Source organism: Ensifer adhaerens (assembly GCF_000697965.2).
Classification (GTDB): Bacteria; Pseudomonadota; Alphaproteobacteria; order Rhizobiales; family Rhizobiaceae; genus Ensifer; species Ensifer adhaerens.
Genome location: NZ_CP015881.1, coordinates 1569873 through 1592332 on the forward strand (window position 1 = coordinate 1569873; position 22460 = coordinate 1592332).

Annotated in this window: 15 protein-coding genes; 6 read left to right on the forward strand and 9 right to left on the reverse strand. The window is 64.0% G+C overall.

The window, feature by feature from the left end:
* Window positions 1–65: 65 nt before the first annotated feature.
* From FA04_RS26780 to FA04_RS26790, 3 genes are all read left to right on the forward strand, one after another.
* Window positions 66–4181 (forward strand): AAA family ATPase, encoded by a 4116-nt coding sequence (locus tag FA04_RS26780; RefSeq protein WP_034798448.1) that lies wholly within the window; start codon window positions 66–68, stop codon window positions 4179–4181.
* Window positions 4178–5737, forward strand: coding sequence for a B12-binding domain-containing radical SAM protein (locus FA04_RS26785; protein WP_034798447.1), 1560 nt, complete (start codon window positions 4178–4180; stop codon window positions 5735–5737). Before FA04_RS26780 ends, FA04_RS26785 begins: the two co-directional genes overlap by 4 nt.
* A gap of 169 nt (window positions 5738–5906) precedes the next feature.
* Window positions 5907–6968 carry a glycoside hydrolase family 25 protein gene (locus FA04_RS26790; RefSeq protein ID WP_034798446.1) on the forward strand — a complete coding sequence of 354 codons (1062 nt, stop codon included), beginning with the start codon at window positions 5907–5909 and terminating at the stop codon, window positions 6966–6968.
* Window positions 6969–7011: 43 nt separating this feature from the next.
* Here FA04_RS26790 and FA04_RS26795 read toward each other — a convergent pair whose 3' ends face one another.
* Entirely contained in the window at window positions 7012–8490 is a 1479-nt protein-coding gene (locus FA04_RS26795; protein ID WP_082936571.1) for a patatin-like phospholipase family protein, read from the reverse strand.
* 225 nt (window positions 8491–8715) lie between these two features.
* Here FA04_RS26795 and FA04_RS26800 point away from each other — a divergent pair, with 225 nt between their 5' ends.
* On the forward strand, window positions 8716–9390 hold the full coding sequence (locus tag FA04_RS26800; protein WP_034798445.1) for a response regulator transcription factor: 675 nt from the start codon (window positions 8716–8718) through the stop codon (window positions 9388–9390).
* Window positions 9387–10757, forward strand: a complete 1371-nt coding sequence (locus tag FA04_RS26805) for a sensor histidine kinase (RefSeq protein WP_034798444.1) — start codon at window positions 9387–9389, stop codon at window positions 10755–10757. Before FA04_RS26800 ends, FA04_RS26805 begins: the two co-directional genes overlap by 4 nt.
* Before the next feature lie 114 nt (window positions 10758–10871).
* Here the strand turns inward: FA04_RS26805 and melA (FA04_RS26810) are convergent, their stop codons facing one another.
* From melA (FA04_RS26810) to melA (FA04_RS26835), 6 genes are all read right to left on the reverse strand, one after another.
* On the reverse strand, window positions 10872–12245 hold the full coding sequence (gene melA / locus FA04_RS26810) for an alpha-glucosidase/alpha-galactosidase (protein WP_034798443.1): 1374 nt from the start codon (window positions 12243–12245) through the stop codon (window positions 10872–10874).
* Between the two features lie 23 nt (window positions 12246–12268).
* Window positions 12269–13942 carry an ABC transporter ATP-binding protein gene (locus FA04_RS26815; protein WP_034798441.1) on the reverse strand — a complete coding sequence of 558 codons (1674 nt, stop codon included), beginning with the start codon at window positions 13940–13942 and terminating at the stop codon, window positions 12269–12271.
* Between the two features lie 12 nt (window positions 13943–13954).
* Window positions 13955–15082, reverse strand: a complete 1128-nt coding sequence (locus FA04_RS26820; protein WP_034798439.1) for an ABC transporter permease — start codon at window positions 15080–15082, stop codon at window positions 13955–13957.
* On the reverse strand, window positions 15079–16089 hold the full coding sequence (locus tag FA04_RS26825; RefSeq protein ID WP_034798437.1) for an ABC transporter permease: 1011 nt from the start codon (window positions 16087–16089) through the stop codon (window positions 15079–15081). The genes FA04_RS26820 and FA04_RS26825 overlap by 4 nt, the downstream gene beginning before the upstream one ends.
* 69 nt (window positions 16090–16158) lie before the next feature.
* Complete coding sequence (locus FA04_RS26830; protein WP_034798435.1) at window positions 16159–18243, reverse strand: ABC transporter substrate-binding protein; 2085 nt, start codon at window positions 18241–18243, stop codon at window positions 16159–16161.
* A 110-nt stretch (window positions 18244–18353) separates the two neighbouring features.
* Window positions 18354–19817 (reverse strand): alpha-glucosidase/alpha-galactosidase, encoded by a 1464-nt coding sequence (melA, locus tag FA04_RS26835; protein ID WP_034798433.1) that lies wholly within the window; start codon window positions 19815–19817, stop codon window positions 18354–18356.
* Window positions 19818–20005: 188 nt separating this feature from the next.
* Between melA (FA04_RS26835) and FA04_RS26840 the strand changes: the two genes are divergently transcribed.
* Window positions 20006–20947 (forward strand): AraC family transcriptional regulator, encoded by a 942-nt coding sequence (locus tag FA04_RS26840; RefSeq protein WP_034798432.1) that lies wholly within the window; start codon window positions 20006–20008, stop codon window positions 20945–20947.
* A 12-nt stretch (window positions 20948–20959) separates the two neighbouring features.
* Here the strand turns inward: FA04_RS26840 and FA04_RS26845 are convergent, their stop codons facing one another.
* Entirely contained in the window at window positions 20960–21457 is a 498-nt protein-coding gene (locus tag FA04_RS26845; RefSeq protein WP_159415747.1) for an EVE domain-containing protein, read from the reverse strand.
* 126 nt (window positions 21458–21583) lie between these two features.
* Complete coding sequence (locus FA04_RS26850) at window positions 21584–22303, reverse strand: GNAT family N-acetyltransferase (RefSeq protein ID WP_034798430.1); 720 nt, start codon at window positions 22301–22303, stop codon at window positions 21584–21586.
* Window positions 22304–22460: the final 157 nt, after the last annotated feature.

Consider the following 22460-nt stretch of genomic DNA (forward strand, 5'->3'; position numbering starts at 1 on the left):
CAACACGGGCGGCCTTTAAGTGCGAAAGGAGGCATGTTACTCTAAAATCTTGGGGAGAATTTTGCGTGGTAGGTGGCGCCGGCAAGAATGAATTCCAACGTTACCTGTCGGGAGCCCTGGTTCGATGGTCTGCCCCGGCGGCGACGGATTCGGCTGGCCCGACGCGCGAGGACTTTCCCGGCGCCTTGCTGTTCGCCGACATCTCCGGTTTTACCCGCCTGACCGCCAAATGGTCCGAAAGCGACCGCGCCGCCGGCGCCGAACGGGTGAGCCGGCTGCTCAACGGCTACATGGGGCCGCTCGTCCGGCATATCGAGGAACATGGTGGCACCGTGTTGAGCTTTGCCGGGGACAGCCTGCTTGCCGGCTGGCAGGCTGCCTCCGACAGCGAACTGGAGCAGGCCGCCTGGCGCAGCTGCTATTGTGCCGGCCGCATCCGTGAAGAGATCGGCGGCCCGGGCGGGCCGGAGGACGCGCTGCAGCTGCGCATCGCCGTCGGCGTCGGCACCATCACCCTGCTGCACCTCGTTCCCCGCATCGACCAGCGCTGGCTGATCGTCGGCGGCGACTGCCTAGCGCAGGCGGACCATTGCGGCCTTTTGAGCGATGCCGGCGAAATTCTCGTCTCCGACGCCGTGTGGCAGCTGATCGGCAAGCGGGCAACCGGCCGGCCCGGCCGGGAGGGCACCGCCCGCCTCGAACGCATCGATCCCTATTCGACCGCAACCGGGCAGCCCCACCCCCTTTCGGGCTTCGCCAGCAAGCGGCTTGAAGCCTACCTGCCGCTTTCGCTGCGCGGTCGGCTTCTCTCGCCGCTTTCGGAGTGGCTGGCGGACCTGAGAACCATTACGGCCCTGTTCGTGCATATCGTTGGCCCGGACCTCGAGAAAGATCTCGATCGGCTGAACCAGCTCGTTGCACGGTCGATCGCCGTTGTCGGCCGCACCGGCGGGGAAATCCTCCACACAGCCCTTCACGCAAACAGCCTCGAGATCTTCGCGGTCTTCGGTCTGCCCGGCCCCAAACATGCCGACAATGCGCGCCGCGCGATCGTTGCGGCGTTGCGTCTTTCAGGCGAGCTCGACGATCCCGATGTCGGCCTTTCGGCTGGCATCTCCACCGGCGAAAGCTTCTGCGGCGCGCTCGGCGCCAGCCACCGCGCGGACTACACGGTGGTCGGCGCCGCCGTGAACATGGCCGCGCGCCTGGCAAGCGTTGCCGCCGGGCGCATCCTTGTCGACCAGGCGACGGCAAAGGAGACGGCCAGCCAGATCGCCTTCTCCGGACCGTGGTCGCTGGCCATACCGGGCGTGCGCGGCGGCGTGTCTGCCTTCGCGCCGATTGCCGAGACGGTCGCAACGATCGACACCAAGTCACCGGCACTCCTCAACCGTGCGGCCGAAATGACGGCCCTTTCCGCCTATCTCGAAAGCGCGCCCAGGGGGCAGTCCGGCATCATGATCGTCAAGGGCGATTCCGGCGTCGGGAAGTCGGCCCTTCTGCGCGCCTTCGTCGAGCGCTGTCGCGACCGCGGCAACCGCGTGCTCGTCGGCAATGCCGACGACATCGAAAGCGACGTCCCCTATTTCGCCTGGCGTGGGGTTATCCGCGACCTGCTCGGTATCGGCGATCTGCGCGGCGCCGAGGCCACGGACCAGGTGGCGCTCTTCTTTGCGGAAAGACCGGAGCTTGCTTCCCTCGCGCCGCTGCTCAACGATGCCATCAACCTCACCTTGCCGGATACGCCAGAGACCCGGGCCATGTCCGGCGACGGGCGCTCCCATCGGCTGCGCGAGCTGCTGAGCGAGCTCATGGCCGACAGTCTCGCCGGGGGACAGGGCTTCGTCGTGCTCGAAGATGTGCACTGGCTCGACGAGGCGTCCGGCCAGCTGCTCGGGCGGCTGGTTTCAGGGGCGGCACCCGTGCCGGTGGTCGTATCGACCCGGACGACCCGCACACAGGAAGACCTGACCCGGTGGACCGGCCTGCACCACAACGGCGCCCAGACGCTCGATCTTTTGCCGCTCGACTTCGAGGGCACGATCGCGCTCGTTCGCGCATCGATCGGCAGCAACTCCCCCGCCGACGGCTTCGGCGAGGCGGTCTATGCGCAGTCGGCCGGAAACCCGCTGCTGATTTGCGAAATCTGCCGGATGATCGGCGAGCGCCGGCTGCCCAAGGCGGCCGAGCCTGCCGCAGCCGTCTCGCTGCTCTCCGAGCCCCGCTCGAACGATGCGACCCTGCTCAACACCGCCAAGGTTACCGTGATTGCCCGGACCGACCAGCTTCCGGCAGAGCTGCAGGTTCTCCTGAAGATCGCAAGCGCCATGGGCGCGACCTTCTCGCTTGCCGAGCTTGGCGCGCTGCCGCCGATCAGGAAGACGGCACTGGACATCGAGGCGAGCATCGAGCGGCTGCAGGCGGCGCATCTGATCAAGCCCGCCGACGACCGCCCGGGCCGGTTCATGTTCAGCCATGCCGTCATCCGCCAGGCGATCTACGAAAGCCTGTTGTCGGAACAGCGCCATGAAGCGCATCGCGCGATCGCCAAGGCGATGGAGGAAGGCGGGCAGCCGGACAATGCGGAAAACCTGCCGCGCGTGCTCAGCCACTGGGAGCGCGCAGGCGACGCCGCGCAGGCCTTCAACTATCTGGACCGCGTTGCCGAACTGCGGCTACGCCAGTTCGACAACGCCGCGGTTGTCGATCTGATCGAGCGCTTCTTCAAGACAGCGCGCGACCTTTCGATCACCATTCTACCGGCAAGACGGGCGGCCGCCTGCTTCCTGCTCGGCGAAGCCAGCCTCAATCTTGGCCGCGCCGAAGCGGCCCGCCATGCCTATGAGGAAGGACTGCGGCTTTCCGGCCTACCGCTGCCGCGCACCTCTGCCGGCCTCGCGCTGCATCTCGTACTCGATCTCGCCGAACAGGTGTGGCGGCGCACCATCCACCGCGACGCGGACTGGATCCTGAAGCGCGAAATCTCGCGATCGCCGTCCGATCCCTTCCTGCTTGCGGCGAAGGCGCATGAGGACCTGACGCGGATCTATTACTTCACCAGCGAGAAGCTGCGGCTGATCCATGCGACGCTGAGGGCGACGAACCTTGCCGAAAGAAACAAATACGTCTCCCCGACGACCGCCGCCAATTATGCCAGCCTCGGCGCCATATGCGGCGTGATCCCGCTGCACAGCCAGGCCGAACACTACAGTCGGCTGGCGGCAGCACTTTCCGAACGCGTCGACCAGTTGGGAACGCGCGTGCGGGTCGACTTACTGTCGGGCATGTACCAGATCGGCATCGGTCATTGGCACGCGGGCAAGCGGGCGTTCGAGGCCGGCCTGAACAATGCGGCGACGGTCGGCGACCTGAGGCGCTGGTGCGAAGTGGCGGTCGGGCTGGAGACGATTTCCGGCCCTTGGCTTTTGACCTCCGCCTTCGAGGGCATCGCGCCCTGGGAGATCCTCGTGCAGCGGATCTGCGAGGAAGGGCGCCGGCGCGGGGACATGCAGGTGCTCGGCTGCGGCCTGCTCGGCCGTCTCAGGGGCCACGCAGCACTTGGCCGCTGGAACGCGATCGACACCGACCTCGACGAACTCGAACAGATCCTTCGCGAAAAGGGTGACGGGCTGGAACTCGTCCATTCGATCGAAGGCGCATCGCTTCTGAGCGAGGCCGCCCGGCGCCGGGGCAACAGCACGGAGGCCGCAAGCTGGCTCGAGCGCGCGCTTTCCTGGTGCGAGACGCTCAACCCGGCGATGAAGACGCGAACGCTACCGGCGCTCGCCCGTCTCTTCGATGTCGCCAGCGACCCTGACGGAGGCGACCTGCTGGCCGCACAGCTCGTCCTTAGAAAACTCGAGCGCTTTGCGCGGGTTTACCCGATCGGCCGACCGGTGGCAGCGCTCGGCGAAGCGACCCTGCATCTGCGCCGCGGCCAACAACGCCGCGCCGAGCGCGTCACCCAGTATGCCCTCGCGGAGGCGATCCGGCTGGAGATGCCGGCCGTCGCGCTTGCCGCCCTGCAGCATGCCGCCGGACCGAGAGACGCCGAAGCGCGCCAGGCGTTCGAGACGATGTTTTCGCTGCGCCGGGCCACGTGGTGCGAGGTTCTTCCGCTTGGCCAAACCGACCAGACAACGCATGTCCAGTTTGCCAGATCTCAGGGGAGCCGCGCATGAACCGTCCCAGTCCTCCCCGCATCCTGATCGTGCTAGCCCATTTCGACGAAACCCGGAACCCCAGGGGCCGCCCCGACTTCATCCCCCAGGGAACCGGCCACCTGTTCCTGGCGGGCGCCTTTGCCCGCGACCGCGTGGACCTTCGCGCCTACAGCGAATTCCATGACGGACCGCTCGTCGACGAGGCAGCCTTTGCCGACCTCGACATGCTGGTGTTGACGGGCGTGACCGCAGCCTTCGACCGGATGCAGCACCTGACGGCCTATGCCCGCACCAAGTCACCCGGTTGCGTCGTCGTCGCGGGCGGGCCGGTCGTGCGCAATCTACCGGTTTCGAGCGCCGAAACCTTCGACTACGCCTGCGACGGTGACGTCGAGGAGATGCGGGCGGTCATCAGGGAGGTGTTTGGCGAATGGGCCGTCTCCGAGACGATCCTGCCGCGCTTCGACCTTGCCAATTGGCGCGGTCCGGTCAGCTACATCGAGACGAGCCGCTACTGCAATTTCAAGTGCAGCTTCTGTGCGCTGACCGCCGAAGGCAGACGCTATCACAGCTACGACCCCGCCTATATCGAGGCGCAGCTGCGCAACGCCCCGCCGAAGAAATACGTGCTGTTCATCGACAACAACTTCTACGGCAACAGCAAGGACGTCTTCTATGACAAGCTCGACGTGATCCGATCGCTGTGGCGGGAAGGGCTGTTTCAGGGCTGGATTGCGCTCGTCACCGGCGACTTCTTCCGCGATCCCGCCAATCTGGAAGCCGTGCGGGCGGCCGGCTGTCTCGGCCTTTTCAGCGGCGTCGAAACGCTGAACGAAGCGCAACTGAAACGCTACCAGAAAAAGCAGAACCTGGTGGTGCCGCAACTGGAGGCGATCCAGACCTGCCTCAACGCCGGCGTCGCCTTCCAGTATGGCTTGATGTTCGATCCGTCGTCGCAGACGATCGAGGCTATGCAGGAGGAGCTCGCCTTCATCACCGGCGAAACCACGATGCCTCTGCCGGCGTTCCTGAGCCTGACGATCCCGCTGCTCGGCACGCCGCTCTTCGACGAGTGCGTCGCCGACGAACGCTTCCTGCCCTCGGCCAAGCTGCGCGACATGGATGGCTTCACCCTGATGACCCGTCCGCTCGATGGTCTTGAGGACGTGGCCCTCTTTGCCCGCAAGTTGTCGCGCCTCGACGGCAACCGCGCCCGTATCCTGCGCCATTGCCTGGGGTTCTACCGCAACTACCGCCACTCGCTTTCCGGGCGGCAGATGATCCACCTGCTGGCCAACAGCCTGCGCCTCGCGCTTCCTTCGGTCCTGCATCGCCACGGCCTGCCGACGCGCTCGGGAAGCGACGAAAATCTCACCTATGTGACGACGACACAGCCGCTCGGCCCGCTCTACACACCAGCCTTCCGGGTCGGCGAGGGTTTCCGTTCGCATTTTGCGCCGACGATGATCACCGACGCGTCCGGCGCGCTCGACGACACCATCGCCCGCAACCTCGAATTCCGCACCAGCCGCCGGCAACGGACAGGCACCGGCATCGAACATTCGTCCAGCTGACAGCGCCACCACGCCTGCGTCAAAGTGCCCGGCCCGATGCAACCTCCAGTGCGTGAAATTGGGTTCGCTTGGTAAGATTGGATTCAAACTTTTTGGGTAAGCTTCCGTTAGCTATTTCACACCTGTCGGCCGGCGATCGCCGTCGACCTTGTTTTGCGTACGGGTGCCCATGCGTCTTTCAGCTGCGACCGCAATCCTTTTTGCCGGCCTCATTTCGGGCTGCTCCTCCAGTTCGAGCCTGGACACCATCGCGCCGCCCTCCCGCGAAACGACGAGTTCGGTCGCGATGTCGGCCGCACCGGTGCCCGCCGCCAATGTCGGCGCGCGGGTCGCACAGATGACGCCGCCGCAGAACGTTCAATCGGCACCGCCCCAAGAAATGCTCGCCTGGGCCGGACCGGTCCCGGAGCCGGAAGCCTTTGCACCCGCGGCAAACACCACGACGACGCTCGCCGCGCCTGTTCCGGACGCGCGGCCGGTCGCTTTCGTCGCGCCGGAAAATCCGGTGACCCAGGCGATGCCACAGGGCCGCTCGCGCATCTACGGTCATCGTTTCCGTGACGCCAAGCCGATCAACTTCGGCCGCGCCAAAAATCCGCGCAAGATGGCCGTGCATGGCGTCGACGTCTCGCGCTGGCAGGCTGACATCGACTGGGCTCGGCTGCGTACACAAGGGGCGAACTTCGCCTTCATCAAGGCGACCGATGGCGGCGACCACCTCGATCCGATGTTCAAGAAGAACTGGCGCGCTGCCAAGGCGGCCGGCATCCGCCGCGGCGCCTATCACTTCTTCTACTGGTGCCGCACGGCCGGCGAACAGGCCGACTGGTTCATCCGCAACGTTCCGCGTGAACCGGGCGCGCTGCCGCCTGTCATCGACGTCGAATATAATGGCGAATCGAGCTGCAAGCGTCGCCTGTCGCCCGAGCGCGTGCGCGAAAAGATGCAGGTGTTCATGGACAAGCTCGAGGCCCATTACGGCCAGCGTCCTATCATCTACACGGCGCCGGACTTCTACGCCGACAACCTGCAGGGCGCTTTCAAGAACTATCCGTTCTGGCTGCGTGCCGTCGCCCAGCACCCGTCGATCGTCTACCCGAACCGCAAGTGGCTGTTCTGGCAGTATTCCGGTTCTGGCCTTTCTCAAGGCGTCGATGGCAAGATCGACCTCAACGTCTTCCACGGCAGCGAGGACCAGTGGCACGACTGGCTGGAGGCACGGGCGAACTGAGCCGGCAGGCTCTCGCTAACCTGCCTTCTCAGTCTGCAACCTCTCAATCCGCGCGGGCCAGGTTCGGCCCGCCATGGTTGACGCGGTCGAGGAACCGCCGATAGCCGGCATTGTCGCGCAACAGGCGCCGGCCGAGATCCGCAAGAAAATCGACGTCCTTTTCGTTGAGGCTCAGCCGATTGTGCAGCCCGAGGATCCGCCGCGCCAGCACCGGGTCGGATACATCCGACAGCGCCAGCCGGATGATATCGACATCGAGATCGCCGCAGCCCCGCTTGGCGCCGCTGCTGCCGCACCGCCAAGTCACGAAGCTTTCCCGCCAGGCCGGCAGATGATCGCGCAGCGCATCGAAGCTCTGAAGATTGGGAATATTGATCATCGCGTCGATGGCGGCGACGATCGCATCGGGAGCCTTGGGGCTGTCGACCGTCTTCGAGATGTCCCCGCCGATCCGCGTGGAGGCATCGACGACGATGACAACCAGATGCCTGAGACGGAAGGCGCGCTCCGCTGGGATGGGTTCCGGAGCACCCCGGCCCATCAGGTGCAGCAGGCTTTGCGTTCCGATGCCATCGACCAGGCCGCCATCGTAGAGTTTCAGATAGTTGAGATCCCTTGCCGTTTCATAGCGCCTGAGGGAGCCAGCGTATTCGCGCGCAACGAGCGAGCCCGGCGCGCGAACCCCTGTCTTCTGTGTTTTCGCTTCCGGCAACGCCTCGCAACCGCTTCGGAAGTTCTGCAAGGTCAGCGGCGCGAAAACGACCGGGACGGCGGCCGAGGCCGCAACCGCATAGGCGAGCGGATAGTCGTCGTAGCTGCTGCAGATGGCGGTGAACGAGGCACGGTCGAAGATGAACGGTGAGCGGTTATAGAGATCGGTCGCGTGGATCACCAGGCGCGGATGGCCGGAGCGCGAGATGTTGCCGAGCGTTGCGCCGTTAAACAGGTTGGCGTCGAGCCAGGCCGGAAAACCGGAGAGATCGTTCACCCCGCCGCGATAGCCGCGCAGGATATTGGGCGGTGAAAACGACGTCCTGAGCGAGGCCTCGACATCGCGTCCGAGAAACCGCTTGCGGAAATCCTCAAGGCCCGCGCGGCCGTTCAAGGCAAAATAGGAGGCGAGCACAGCACCTCCAGAGACGCCGGCAACAACCGCGACATCGTCGGCAAGCCGGCGCCCTCGCCCGCCCGGGGACGGCGCCTCGGCCAACGCCGACAGGACGCCGTAGCCGAAGGCAGCGGAGCGGGCGCCGCCACCGGAAAAGGCAAGGATAATGCCGGTGTCGCTCACATCAAACGTCGACTGCGCAAGCGGCACGGCACCCGTCGTCAGTTCAAGTCGCCTGTTTGTGGGCGTCACGTCCGGGCCGGCGCAGCCGGCGGTGGCAAGAGCGAGCGCCAAGGTACCGTGACGCAGGAACCGACCTGCGCGCGCAAGTGCAACCGGATGCGCTGCACGCCAGCCAGCCGGCCTTTCCCTGCGTTGTCTGAGTGTAGGCGACGTCCGTTTGCTGAATGTCATGCGCCGTGATCCGGGTTGGCTTTGCCCGCGAACCCCGTTCTTGAAGTTTCACTGCTGCACAGCCTAAGGATCAAGATTGAGACAGCATGTCATGCAGGGCGCCCGCAACGAATGATTGTGCGGCGACAAAGATCGGGATTACCTTGCGGCGGGATGACAGGTTCCCTCAATGAAGCGGCACTAGGATCGCGCGCGTAGGCACGTTGCACGGGGTAAAGCGCATTCATGCGGGTCTTGCTGGTCGAAGATGAGAAGGAGCTCGCGGGGGCGCTGAAGGCCGCGTTGAGCCATCACCGGATGATCGCCGATCATGCGCGCGATCTCGCTGAGGCCGCGCTGATCCTCAACGACGCCGTCTATGACGTGGTCGTGCTCGATCGCAAGCTGCCCGATGGCGACGGGCTCTCGCTCATCCCCGTGATACGGGCGCGCGGCAACACCGTGCCGGTGCTGATGCTGACGGCGCTCGACGACCTCGCCGACCGGGTGGCGGGGCTCGATGGCGGCGCCGACGACTATATCGGCAAGCCCTTCGCCTTCGAGGAACTGCTGGCGCGGCTGCGCGCGCTTGCCCGTCGCCCGGTTCCGGTGCAATCCGATGTCGTCACCGTCGGTCGGCTCTCCTTCGATCTCGCCCATTGCGAGGCGAGTGTGGCCGGCACGCCGCTGAAGATGCCGCGGCGCGAGCTTCTGGTGCTTGAAACGCTGACCCGTCGCATGGGACGCATGGTGCTGCGCGCCGCCCTGATGGAGGCCGTGTTCGGGCTCGACGACGAGATCCAGTCCAATGCGCTCGACACCCATATCTCGCGCGTGCGCCGCAAGCTGGCGGACGCAGACGCGGGCGTGACCATCAACGGCATCCGCGGCGTCGGCTATCTCCTCAGAGAAGACCAATGAGCGGCCGCGCTTCCCATTCCTTCAAATGGCGGCTCGTCGGCTGGCTCGTGCTGTTCGAAACGGTAGCGACCCTTGTCGTTATCGCCATTGCGGTCGGCCTGCTCTGGGTGACCGGCTATCTCATCGACGGCTACGAGAACGGCAATGTTGACGTCTTGAAGGACGCGATCACCCGCAAAGCCGATGGCGGGCTCGAACTTCAGGAAACGCCGGAGCTGCAGCGGCTGCGCCAACAGGCGGGAAAGATCTGGTTCATCGTTCGCGACAGACAAGGGCACAGCCTCTCGGAGGGCACGGTGCCGGAAGAATTCGCCTTTGCGGTCGCCGGGCTCGAGCGCATGAACGACGCCCGCTTCCGGCTTTCGCCCGACAAGAACGCCCGTCCGGAAGCGGTCGTCAAATGGCTCGAGTCGCCGGCCGGCATGGTCCAGATCTTCAGCGGCACAGAGGGACAATTGACGCTCGGCCGCCTGCTGCTCAGCACCACCGGCGCCTTCCTCAGCATCTTCGTGCCGATGCTGCTACTGCTCGCCTTTGCGACCGTGGTCGTCACCCCGATCGTCGTTCGAAGGATGCTCTCGGGCCTGTCGCACGCGGCCTCGCATGCCGCCCACATCGAATATGACCAGCGCGGCATCCAGATGCCGGTGACGGGTGTTCCCAATGAGTTTCTGCCGCTGGTGACGGCCGTCAACGATGCGCTGACAAGGCTCGATGACGGCTATACGAGACACAAGCGCTTCCTGGCCCAGGCGGCGCATGAGTTGCGCACGCCGGTTGCCATTCTCGGCGCTCGCATCGCCTCGCTGCCGCCGGGACCGGACAAGACCCGCCTCAACGAGGACGTGACGCGCCTTTCCATTCTGGCGGGCCAGCTTCTCGATCTCGAACGTCTCGACGCCGAGAACGATGAGTTCAGGCCGGTCGATCTTGCAGCGCTTGCCGAGCGGGTGATCGTCGCGCTCGCGCCACTTGGCTTCGGGGCAGGTTACGAGATGACATTCGAGGCCGATCAACGCCCTGTCATGGTGGCGGGAGACGAGGCGTCGCTGGAGCGAGCGCTCACCAATCTCGTGCAGAACGCCATCGACCACGGCGGAAGGCGCGGCACGATCACGGTCAAGGTCGATCCTCAGGGCGTGATCGATGTCTGCGACGACGGCGACGGCATTCCGCGCAGCGAAACCGACCGGATCTTCGAGCCGTTTCAGCGGCTGCGCAAGGACGGCAAGGGCGCGGGCCTCGGCCTCAACCTCGTGCAGAAGATCGTGCACCTGCATGGCGGCTACGTCGACGTCTCCCGCTCGGCGTCCGGCGGCGCCTGCATGCGGATCGTGCTGCCGCTGGCGGCAGCCGTAACGGCTTGAGAAGAACAAGCCCCGGAACCGGCGCTGTCGGTCTTGCCCCGTAAATCGGCTAGGACATGGGGGAAAGACGACATGCGGTTCCGGGGCTCGACGCGGCCTGACCGGGAGAAAAAGTCAGGCTGCCTGGACCTTTTTCGACACGCGCGCCCATTCCGGGATCCAGTCGCGATGCGCGACGAGCAGGTCGTCGACGAGCGACCAGATCTGGTCGAGATCGAGTTCGGCCGCCGTGTGCGGATCCATCATTGCGGCGTGGTAGAGATGCTCGCGGTTCTCTGTCATAAGCGCCTGAACCGTCAGTTCCTGCACGTTGATGTTGGTGCGGATCAGCGCCGTCAGCTGCGGCGGCAGATCGCCGATGAAGGTCGGCTGGATACCCGAGGCATCGACCAGGCAGGGAACTTCAGCGGCGCAGTTTTCCGGCAGCGAGGTGATGCAGCCGTTGTTCCTGAGGTTGCCGTAGATGACGGAGGGTTCGCCGGTCCAGACCGAGTTCATGATCGAAGACGCGTATTCGTGGCTCTCGGCCACTTCGATCGTCTCGGCTTCCTTGAAGGCCGCCGCCTGCCCCTTCCAGCGTTCGATCTGCTCGACGCAGCGCTTCGGGTACTCGTCGAGCGGGATGCCGAACTTCTCGATCAGGTCGGGACGGCCGTCCTTGATGAAATAGGGCGTGTACTCGGCGAAGTGCTCGGAGCTTTCGGTGACGAAATAGCCGAGCCGCGTCAGCATCTCGTAGCGCACCTTGTTGGGGCAGCGCGGGTTCCAGTGGCTGGGCTTGGGGAAGCGGCCTTCGCGGTAGCCGCGCACCAGATCCGGATAGAGATCGCGGAAGCTGCCGTCGGCCTGTTTGTGTTCGAACTTGAGGAAGAAGGCCATGTGGTTGATGCCGGCGGCGCGGTAGCGGATCTCCGAAACCGGGATGTCGAGATCGCGTGAAAGCTCGTAGGCCGTGCCCTGGACAGAATGGCAAAGGCCGACCTGACGGATCGTCGGATACTTCTCGGAGATCGCCCAGGTGTTGATCGCCATCGGGTTGACGTATTGCAGCAGGATCGCGTTGGGGCAGACCTGCAGCATGTCCTCGCAGATCTTCCAGAGATGCGGCACGGTGCGAAGGCCGCGCATGATGCCGCCGACGCCGAGCGTATCGGCAATGGTCTGGCGCAGGCCGTACTTCTTCGGTACCTCGAAATCCGTGACCGTGCAGGGCTCAAAGCCGCCGATCTGGAAGGCGACGACGACGAAGTCCGCACCCTCCAGCGCCTTTTTCTGGTTGGAATGGGTCTCGATATCAGCCTTGACGCCGAGCGTGCGCACCAGCTTGCCGGCGACGATCTCGCTTTCGCCGAGGCGCTCGGGGTTCACGTCCATCAGCGCGATCGTCGCGGCCGACAGCGCCGGACGCTGCAGTACGTCGCCGATGATGTTCTTCATGAAGACGGTGGAGCCGGCGCCGATGAAGGTGATCTTGGGTTGTCTGGTCATGGATTGCCTCTGCTTTCTAGCGGTCATGCTGCCACATCGAAGGCGGCTCTCACGAGCCTTTCGGTGTAGGCGGTCTTGGGATTGGACAGAATTTCGCTCACCGGCCCCTCCTCGACGATTCTGCCATGCTGCATCACCACCACCCGGTGGCAGAGGGCGCGCACGACCTTGAGGTCATGGGAGATGAAGAGGTAGCTCAGGCCCCGCTCGTCCTGCAGCTTGCGCAGCAGCTCGATGATCTGGGCCTGGACCGAAAGATCGAGCGCCGAGGTCGGCTCGTCGAGCAGGATGAATTCAGGCTCAAGCGCGATGGCCCGGGCGATCGCAATGCGCTGGCGCTGGCCGCCGGAGAACTCATGCGGAAAGCGCGACAGGATGTTGCCCGGCATGCCGGCGGCGTTAAGCGCATCCACCACCCGGTCGAGCCGGTCCTTGCGGTTCTCACCGATGCCGTTGACGACCAGCCCCTCCTCGATGATCTGGCCGATCGACATGCGCGGGTTGAGCGAGGCGAAGGGGTCCTGAAAGACGATCTGGATGCGCGAGCGCAGAGGCCGCATCTGGGTCCGGTCCTTGTCGTGGATCGGAATGCCGTCGAAGTAGATCTCGCCGCCATCGGGGTTGAGCAGGCGGATCAGCGCCTGGCCGAAGGTCGTCTTGCCCGATCCGGATTCGCCGACCAGCCCCAGCGTTTCGTGCTTGCGCAGATTAAGGCTGAGCTTGTCGACCGCGACCAACTCAGAAAACTGCGAGCGGAAAAGACCGCCCTTCTTCAGCATGAAGGAGACCTTCACGTCCCGCCCGTCGAGCATGATCGGGGCGTTGTCCGGTAGCGGTTTAGCCGCACCCGACGGCTCCGACGAGAGCAGCCGTTTGGTATAGGCATGCAACGGGTTGGCGAAGAGCGCGGCCGTGGTGTTGTGCTCCTTCACCTCGCCGTACTGCATGACGTAGACGTAGTCCGAGAACTGCCGAACCACCGTCAGGTCGTGGGTGATCAGGATCACCGCCATGCCGAGCTCGCGCTGCAGGTCTCGGATGAGGTTGAGGATCTGCGCCTGGACGGTGACGTCGAGCGCCGTCGTCGGCTCGTCGGCGATCAGCACATCCGGATCGTTGGCGAGTGCCATCGCGATCATCACCCGCTGGCGCTGGCCGCCGGAGAGCTGGTGTGGATACTGATTGATCCGGAGCTCCGGGTCCGGGATCCGTACGTGGCGCAGGAGCTCCAGCGCCCGCTCGGTCGCGGCGCGTCGGCTCATCCTGCGATGCGCCCGGATCGCCTCGATGATCTGCGTGCCGACCGTGTAGACCGGATTGAGCGAACTCATCGGCTCCTGGAAGATCATCGCAAGGCGATTGCCACGCAACCCACGCCGCTCACGCGGCGAGAATTTCAGCACGTCCTTGCCGTCATAGTCGATGCGCGATTGCGGGGCGATCGTGGCACGCTTGGAGAGCAGCCCCATGACGCAGCGCGCGGTAACCGATTTGCCCGAGCCGGATTCGCCGACGATGGCGATGGTCTCGCCGCGGTAGAGCTGGAAGGAAACATCCTTCACCGCCTCCACCGTGCCATGTTCGACCTTGAATCGAACCGCGACATTGCGGGCGTCGATGACCGGCCGGCCATCGCGTTCGGCAAGGTCCCTGCGCTCAAAGGGCGCGGCAGTGAGGACGTCGATTGTCTCTGTCATGATGCGTCCTCCTCAATAGGGATCGATGGCGTCGCGCAGGCCGTCGCCAAGCGCATTGAAGGCGAAGACTGTGACAAGCACGAAGGCCACGGGCGACAGGATCCAGGGATAGGACCCGATGACGGAATAGGTGGAGGTATCCTGCAGCATCAGCCCCCAGGAAATGAGCGGCGGCTTGACCGCAAAGCCGAGGAACCCGAGGAAGGATTCAAGCAGCACCACCTGCGGGATCGACAGCGTGACGGCGACGATCACATGGCTCATCACGTTCGGCAGGATGTGCTGGAAGATGATGCGCCGGTCGCTGGCGCCGACGGCGATCGCCGCCCGCACATAGTCGATGCGGGCAAGCGCCAGCGTCTTACCGCGCACCTCGCGCGACATCTGCGCCCAGCCGAGCGCCGACATGACGATAATGACGAAGGCGAGGAAGACATTGGTCGGCGCCGTCACCGGGATCAGCGACGTCAGCGCCAGGTAGAGCGGCAATTGCGGGAAGGCGAGTACCAGTTCGACGAAGCGCTGAGTCCAGACGTCGAAGCGGCCGCCGAAATAGCCCGACGCCATGCCGACGGTCGTGCCGACGATGGTGACGATCGAGACGACGATGAGGGCGATCATCAACGAGATGCGCGAGCCGACGAGAATGCGTGACAGCACGTCGCGGCCAAACTTGTCGGTACCGAGCAGATGCACCGGCGAGCCATCGACCGCGCCAAAGAAATGGCGCTCGGCCGGGACCAGGCCGAAGAGACTGTAGGGGGCGCCCTTGACGAAGAAGCCAAGGATCTGCGGATTGTCGTAGTCGGGACCGATGATCGGCTGAAAGGTGATCGGGTCGAGTTCCGTACCTTCGCTGAGCGGATAGCTGCGCGGCGAGAAAACGAGGTTGCCGTCCTTGTCGGTAAAGCTGATCGCCTGCGGCGGCGCAAAGGCGACGCCCGTGGCCTTCGGATCGACCGGCGACAGGAAGTCGGCAAAGACCGCCATGAAGAGCAACAGGCCAACGAGCACGAGGCCGAGCATGCCGGTCCAGGAGCGCTTCAGCCGGCGCCAGACGAGCGCAGGATAGCTTTCGTTGTGCTGCTCGTTCTTGGGTTCGACGACGAGCGGAAGGGTTGTTTGCATCTCGACGGTCATGCTGGGGCTCCTCCGAGACGCACGCGCGGATCGAGTGCGGCCAACAGCATGTCGGCGATGATGTTGCCGAGGATAAGGGTCGCCGACAGAACCAGCATGAAGGTGGCGGTGACATAGACGTCGCCCACCCACATGGAGCCGACGATGGCCGGTCCGACGGTCGGCAGCGCGAAGATGATCGCCGTCTCGATCTCGCCGGTCAGCATGTAGGGCAGCACAACGCCCTGGTACATGATCAGCGGATGCAGGGCATTCGGCACCGCATGGCGCATGACCACCGCGCCTTCGCTCAGGCCCTTCGCCCGGGCGGTTTCGACATATTGCGCGTTCAGCGTGTCGAGCAGATTGCCGCGCATCACCCGCATATTGTAGGCGAGGCCGCCGAAAGTGGCGATCGCCACGACCGGCCAGACATGTTTGACGAGGTCGACGAATTTGTCCCAGGACCAGGGCGCACCGCCATAACGGGCCGAGTGGAAGCTGTTGATTTCGCTCACACTGAAATGGAAGACGAGGATGTAGACGATGATCAGCGCCATCAGGAAGCGCGGCACCGTCATGCCGAGGAAGGCCACCGTCGAAAGCAGGCTGTCGATCCACGAATACTGCCGTGTCGCGGCGATGATACCGAAGGATATGCCGATGATGGACGCCAGGATGTGGCAGACGAGCGCCAATGCCAGCGTGCGCGGCAGGCGTTCGCCGACGACATCGGCAACAGGCTTGTTGTAGTAGAGGCTGTGGCCGAAATCGCCGCGCGTCAGGATGCCGGTCATCCAGTTGACGTATTGAACCGGCAGCGGCTTATCGAGGCCATGCTCCTTGCGATAGGCCTGCGCCTGGGCTTCGGCTTCCTCATAGGATGCGCCACCCTGGTTGATCAGCTGCGAGCGGATGTAATCGCTGTAGTCTCCGGGCGGCGCCTGGATGATGGCGAAGGTCGCCACGCTCAAGACAAGCAGCACCGGAATGGCAGAGGCGATGCGGACAAGCAGAAACCTGAACATGCCGTTTCCTTCTGTCGGTTAAGATGAGGCGCCGCCCCTCCGGCTTGAGGCCGGAGGGGCGGCCTTCGATCAGTTGCTCAGGCTCTTCTCGCCGGGCTTGCCCGGGAGCTGCTCGGCGAAGAGCTCGAAGTCACCCTGCTTGTCGGCGGGGACAAAGAGACGCTCGCGCATGATCGTGTCCTCGGCCCAGTTGAACATGAAGATCGGCGCTCCTGTCGGCACGTTGGCGAAGCGCTTGTTGATGATCAACGCGCCCGGATATTCGGTAAGGCCGACTGTATCGAGGTTCGTCGTCGCGACCTTCTGGTACTGCTTCATCAAGTTCGCGCGCTCGGCATTGTCGTTGGTGGCGATGAACTTGTTGATGATGTCGACGAGTTCCTGTTCGAAGGGCATCAGGTCAAGCTGACCGCCTTCCGGTGCACGGTGGTGCCAGCTGGTGCGCGGACCGGCGGCCGCCAGCTGCGGCGTGTTCTGCACGACGGAGGCATATTCGGCGGCGTTGCGGTGAACCATCCAGTCGAACTTGCCGGCGTAATTGGTCGCGTCCCGCTGCTTGCCGTCCAGCGAGTTCAGAACCACCCGGAGGCCGAGCTTTTCCATCTGGCCGATAAGGCCCTCGGCCAGGTTGCGGTCGGTCGCATAGCTGTTGTCGATCAGAAGCACGATCTCCACGTCCTTGCCGCCGGCCTTGCCGTCCGCGAAGTTGACGAAGCCGTTGCCGTCCGTGTCCTTCAGCCCCGCCTTTTCGAGCAGAGCCTTGGCGCCATCGAGGTCGAAGGGATAGTAGACGGTCGATTCCCGATCGTAGAAGCTGGTGCCGGAGGAAAGCCCGCCGGGATAGATCGCGGTGAAGGGCCCCTTTACGAGCGCCTCGCCGAGCTTCTTGCGGTCGACCGCCATGGTCACCGCCTTGCGGAAATCCTCGTTGCGGTTGAGTTCACGCACGGCCTGGGCGCGTTCGTCCGGCTCACCCCAGCCATTGGCCGAGAAGTTCATGTGCAGATTGTAGCCGATGAGGCGGGGGCCGAAGGCAAGCCGGGCGGGGGCCGTATCCTGGGCCGCGCGCTTCAGCGACTCCACGAAGTTTTCCGGCTGCTCGAGGTTCGAGAGATCGGCGGAACCGGCAATCGCCTGTACGTCGCGGTCGGCCCAGGTCGAGAGCTTGTAGTGCAGCTCGTTGATGTAGGGCAGCTGGTTGCCGGCCTCATCGACCTTCCAATAGTACGGGTTCCGGCGCAGCACGATGATATCGTCGGGGCGATAGGCGACAGGGACCCAGGCACCCATGACCGGGATGTTCATGTACTCGGGCGGGAAGGCGTTCTTGTACTGGTCGTAGGTGGTACCGGCGTATTTCGGATGCTTGGCCTTGAGAATATGCGACGGGCCGGGGCAGAAGGTGCCATAGGCCATGGCATAGAGGTGCTGGCGCGGGAAGGCCTCCTTGAAGGTCCACTCGACCGTATACTGGTCGATCTTCTTCAGCGTCGTGCCAGCGCCGAAGGTCTCCGGCGTCGCGCCGTTCAGCGGCGTCACGCTCGGGTCGAGCACGTTGTCTTCCCAGTAGAACATTACGTCGTCGGCATCGAAGAGGTCGCCATCCGACCACTTGGCGCCCTCGACCAGATGCATCGTCAGCTTGTGGCCGTCAGAAGACCAGTCCCAGCTCTTGGCAAGGTTCGGCAGAGGCTCGACGTCCTTCGCTTCCACCTGGAAGAGCGGCGCCGTACGCGTCAGGCATTCGGACATGCCGATATCGATGCCCCCCCACCCCTGGCTCTGGCCGGCTGAATAGTTCCAGCCCTCGGGACGACCGCCGATGACGTGGCGCAGCGTGTCGCCATAGACACCGACGCCATCAGGCATGTTGCCGGTCTTGAAGACCATCGGCTCCTTCGGCAGCCGTTCGGCGACCGGCGGCAGCTTGCCGGTCTTGACGTATTTCTCGGTAACCCAGGCCGGTTCCTTGTATTCCGGCAGCGCCTTGAACTCGGCGATCGAGTCGCGCGGCACATAGGTGATCTTGCCCTCGGCCGGAAAGGCCGGCTGCTGGGGCACGACGGTCGGCTCGGAAGCGGTCGCCTCCAAGGCAAGGGTCGAGATGCCGACAAGCAGCAGGCTCGCCATTTTCATCAGTCTGTGGCTGGTCATTGGCTTAGATTCTCCCTCTTTGCCGCGCCGGGACGCGGCCTCCTCCTTGAAAAGTCTGCACTTCAGGCAGCGCTGCCCACGTCTCCTCACGGAAGCAGCGCTGCAATCGATCAGCCGGCGGCGCGGACCTGACGCTCGGCGCGCAACTCGTCGAGCGAACGCACTTCACGCCGCGCAGCACCCTTCCATTCGCGCGTCTTGACGGTTGCGCGGCCAAGTCGCTCCTTCGCGCCGTCGATGGCATGGGCGTATTGCGGCAGCCACTGGCTTTGAGCGACCACCATCTCGTCGACCATCTGCCAAACCTCCTCCGGTGTGCAGATGGCGCCGACCAGCGGATCATGCAGCATCGCCAGCTTTAGAAGATCGAGATCGCCGGTCACGGCCGCATGGACCGACATGCGCTGGACGTTGATCGAGGAAAGGCAGGTGGCGGCACAGGCCTCGGGAAGGGTGAGGCCCGAGACCATGTTGATGCCGAAGCGATCGACGAAGCCGGGGGATTCGATGATGGCGTCGGCAGGCAGGTTGGTGATCACGCCATCGTTCTTGACGTTGAAATGGCCGCGATAGACCCGGCCCGTTTCCAGGGCCTCGAGAATATGGCTCGCATGTTCGTTCGAGCGCTTCTGATGGTCGAGCGGCCGGCCGGCTGCTTCGAGGAACTGCGGAAACTCGGTTTCGAACCAGTTGCGCGTCTCGGTCGAATGCCTGAGATAGCCGCCGGTCTCGCCGTGGATCCAGTCGGACATATCGATCCAGCGGGTAATTTCCTCCGGGCGCTTGCGATACCAGGGAAGATATTCGGAGAGATGGCCGTTGCTCTCGGTCGAATAGACGCCGAACCGCTTCAGCACGTCGATGCGGAGCTTCTCCTGCTTGGAGAACACCGGGTGCGCCTCGAAGGCCGCAACCAACTCGTCCTTGCCGATCCTGCGGCCCTTCAGCCTCACGTCGACGAACCAGGTCTGATGGTTGATACCCGAGCAGATGTAGTCGAGTTCGCCCTCGCCGGCTCCCAAGATTTCGGCGATCTGCTCGCCGCCGTGCTGAACACCGTGGCAGAGCCCGACCGTATCGACCTTGCCGTATTCGATCGCCGCCCAGGTGTTCATCGCCATCGGGTTGGCATAGTTCAGGAACTTGGCACCCGGTTCGGCGACCGCGCGGATATCCCGGCAGAAGTCGAGGATGACGGGGATGTTGCGCTGGCCGTAGAGGATGCCACCGGCGCAGATCGTATCGCCGACGCATTGGTCGACGCCATATTTAAGGGGGATGCGGATGTCGTCGGCATAGGCTTCGAGCCCGCCGACACGGACGCAGCTGATGATGTAGCGGGCGCCTTCGAGCGCTTTCAGCCGGTCGGTGGTTGCCGTGACCTTCGTCGGCAGGCGGTTGACTTCGACAATCCGGTCGAGGATCGCCTTGATCATCTCCAGATTGCGGGCGCTGAGATCTGTCAGCGCAACCTCGATGTCGCGCAATTCCGGCACGGCGAGAATGTCGGTGAAGAGCTTCTTGGTGAAGCCTATGCTGCCGGCGCCGATGATGGCGATCTTGAATGTTGCCATGCCCTCACTCCTCATGAACTGCATGCATCTCTGACAAAGGGTAAAATCAATTCACGGTTTTTCACCGTCTCTGCGCGCAACTTCGATGCATCCCCTCATTTCTTACGGGCCAAAAGCACCGCCTGTTGCGCTGTTGGTGGTCATTATGTGTATAATCGCCGACCCCGCCAGAGCGGTATTGTGCTTTCATGGGTAATTTTATGCTGCAAGAATTGATCGACAACGGCCCGGTTATGCGAACCGTTTCACTGCCGCGGGGACGCCAGAGCCTGCACGCGATGCCGACCAGCACCGGCTATGAAATCCGCAACAATGCGACCTATGACTGGGACGGCAGAAAACGCGGAAACACGCCCTTTACCGTGCTCCAGCATACGATCGCGGGTGCCGGAAACCTGCGATACGAAAACCGCAGCTATCGGGTGCGCGAGGGCGAGACGCTGCTCCTGCTCGTGCCGCACAATCATCGCTACTGGCTGGAAGACGGCGGGCGCTGGGAGTTCTTCTGGATCTCGATGAACGGCGACGAGGCGCTGCGCATCCACCGCGCCCTGCTCGCCGTCACCGGTCCGGTATTGAAGCTGCAACCGGAAACGATCGAGCATCTGGCCGACTGCAGCCTGCGGCTGATCCGCGGCGGCGAGACGCCAGGCAGAGCCTCGGCGATTGCCTACGAGGCGGCGATGGCGCTCTACGACGACGTCTTCGGCTCGCACCCGGTGTTCAGCCATGAACACAGGACGATGCACCGGGTCGTCGACCACATCATGAACAACTTGCAGAACCCGCTTCCGGTGGAGGAACTGGCACGCGTGTCGGGCTTGAGCCGGGCGCATTTCTCGCGCGTCTTCGCCGCCAGCGAAGGCATGGCGCCGGCCGAATATGTGCTGCAGAAGCGACTGCAGCGTGCGGTAAAACTGCTGACGAAAACCGCAAGCCTTCCGGTCAAGGAAGTGGCCATTCTCTCGGGCTTCGAAGACCCCAACTATTTCGCCAAGGTGTTCCGCCGCTCCTTCGGTCTGAGCCCGACGGAATTCAGAACCACCGGCATGTATGCCAGCATCGCCGCCGGCTCGGTGGAGCAAGCGGTCGACACGGCGGAGGACGCAACGGTGCTGCTGCCGGGTTGAAGACGCGAACGATCAGCCGGCGAGTTGCTGCCGAAAGGCCGGCACCCTCGGGAAAACCATGCCGAGGTCTGCATGCATGGCCCGCGCGATCACACGGAAGTCACGCTCGCTGATGGCAAGATGACCAAGACGAAGCTTCTGGTCCCAGTTACGGTTGCCTTCGGCAAATTCAAGGCTGTCGAGCCACGGCCGAACCGGCGCCTCCATGCTGTCGGCCCAGTCGATGTCGCCGCGATGCGGGGCGACACCGCCCATGGCAAAGAAGTAGGGCGGGCGCTCCTTGACGACACCGATGGCGGCAAAACATGCAAGCCCCGCCCTGCCGTTAAAGGCGGCGTTGGGCGCATAACCGATGAAGCCATCACCCGCCTTCATGCGCGTCATCGCCTGGACATTGCCGTAGCCGTAGCCAAAGCGAGAGAAGCCGTCTTCGGCGGCATGCTGCAGGTCATCGCCGGAAACAGCGCCGATCCAGAAATTGCGCTCGCCCGACCTGTTTGCTGCACCCATCTGAAACATATCCTGCGCCGACATCTGCAATCCCTCGATCTCTTATCCTGGGACCACTTTACGCGCGACCCCTGCCAGATTCTGTCAGCATCGTTTTGACGGCCCGGCATACCGTCGAGCCGCGTCTCAGCCGTCTTCGGAGGGCGCTTCCCATTGGCCGAAAAGCGTCACGCCTACGGCTCCCGCAAGCGCCACCGACGCGTGGTTGTCGAGTTGGCAGCGATATTGCGGTTGGTAGCCCTTTTCGAGGGCGGCCCTGCTGATTGCGCGCACGACCTTTCGGGCGTGGCCCTTACCCCTATCGGACACAAGCGTCAGCACACCGAGATCGGCGATCTGCCGCTCCTGCAAGGGATACATGCTCGCGGCACAGACCAGCCTGTCACCATCGAAGGCTCCGTAGACCAACCAGTGATCCAGTTCGACATAGGCTGCATCGAGATCCTCTTCCGAGGCGGAGCCCTGGAACCGGGCGAACGCGGCCGCATCCTTCGCCGTGAGCGCGCGCACATGGGCGCCTGAATTCTCCCGCAACAGCACAGCCTTATCCGCTTCGGTGAAGTAGAAGAGGTTGTCAGCACCGTTCAGGACGATGCCGGCATCGCGCAGCCCTTGGCGAAGGGTCGCTTCGGTGAGCACCTGACCCGCCGCTGACGACAGCGCGGCGCCGAGCGCCGGGGACAGGGCCACGATCACGCCGTTTTCAGCAGTGTGCAGCACCATGGCCGGGCTGTCCTCGTCGAGGTCGGGATTGACCACGACGGTAAACCGATCCGCGCTTGCGCGAACATCGCCCGCAAAGGACGCGTTCCAGAAATCGGTAATCTCAGGGGAAAACGGCGGCATGGCACTCAGTCTCTTGAACGAACACCGCGCCTGTCGGCGGCAAGCGGCGCGATTAATGGAGTAGTCGATTAATCAAATCGCAGTGCCAGCGATGTGTGGGACGACAATGGCGCAATGAAGGCGCCAAAAAGCAAAAGCGCCCGCAGGAGATGCAGGC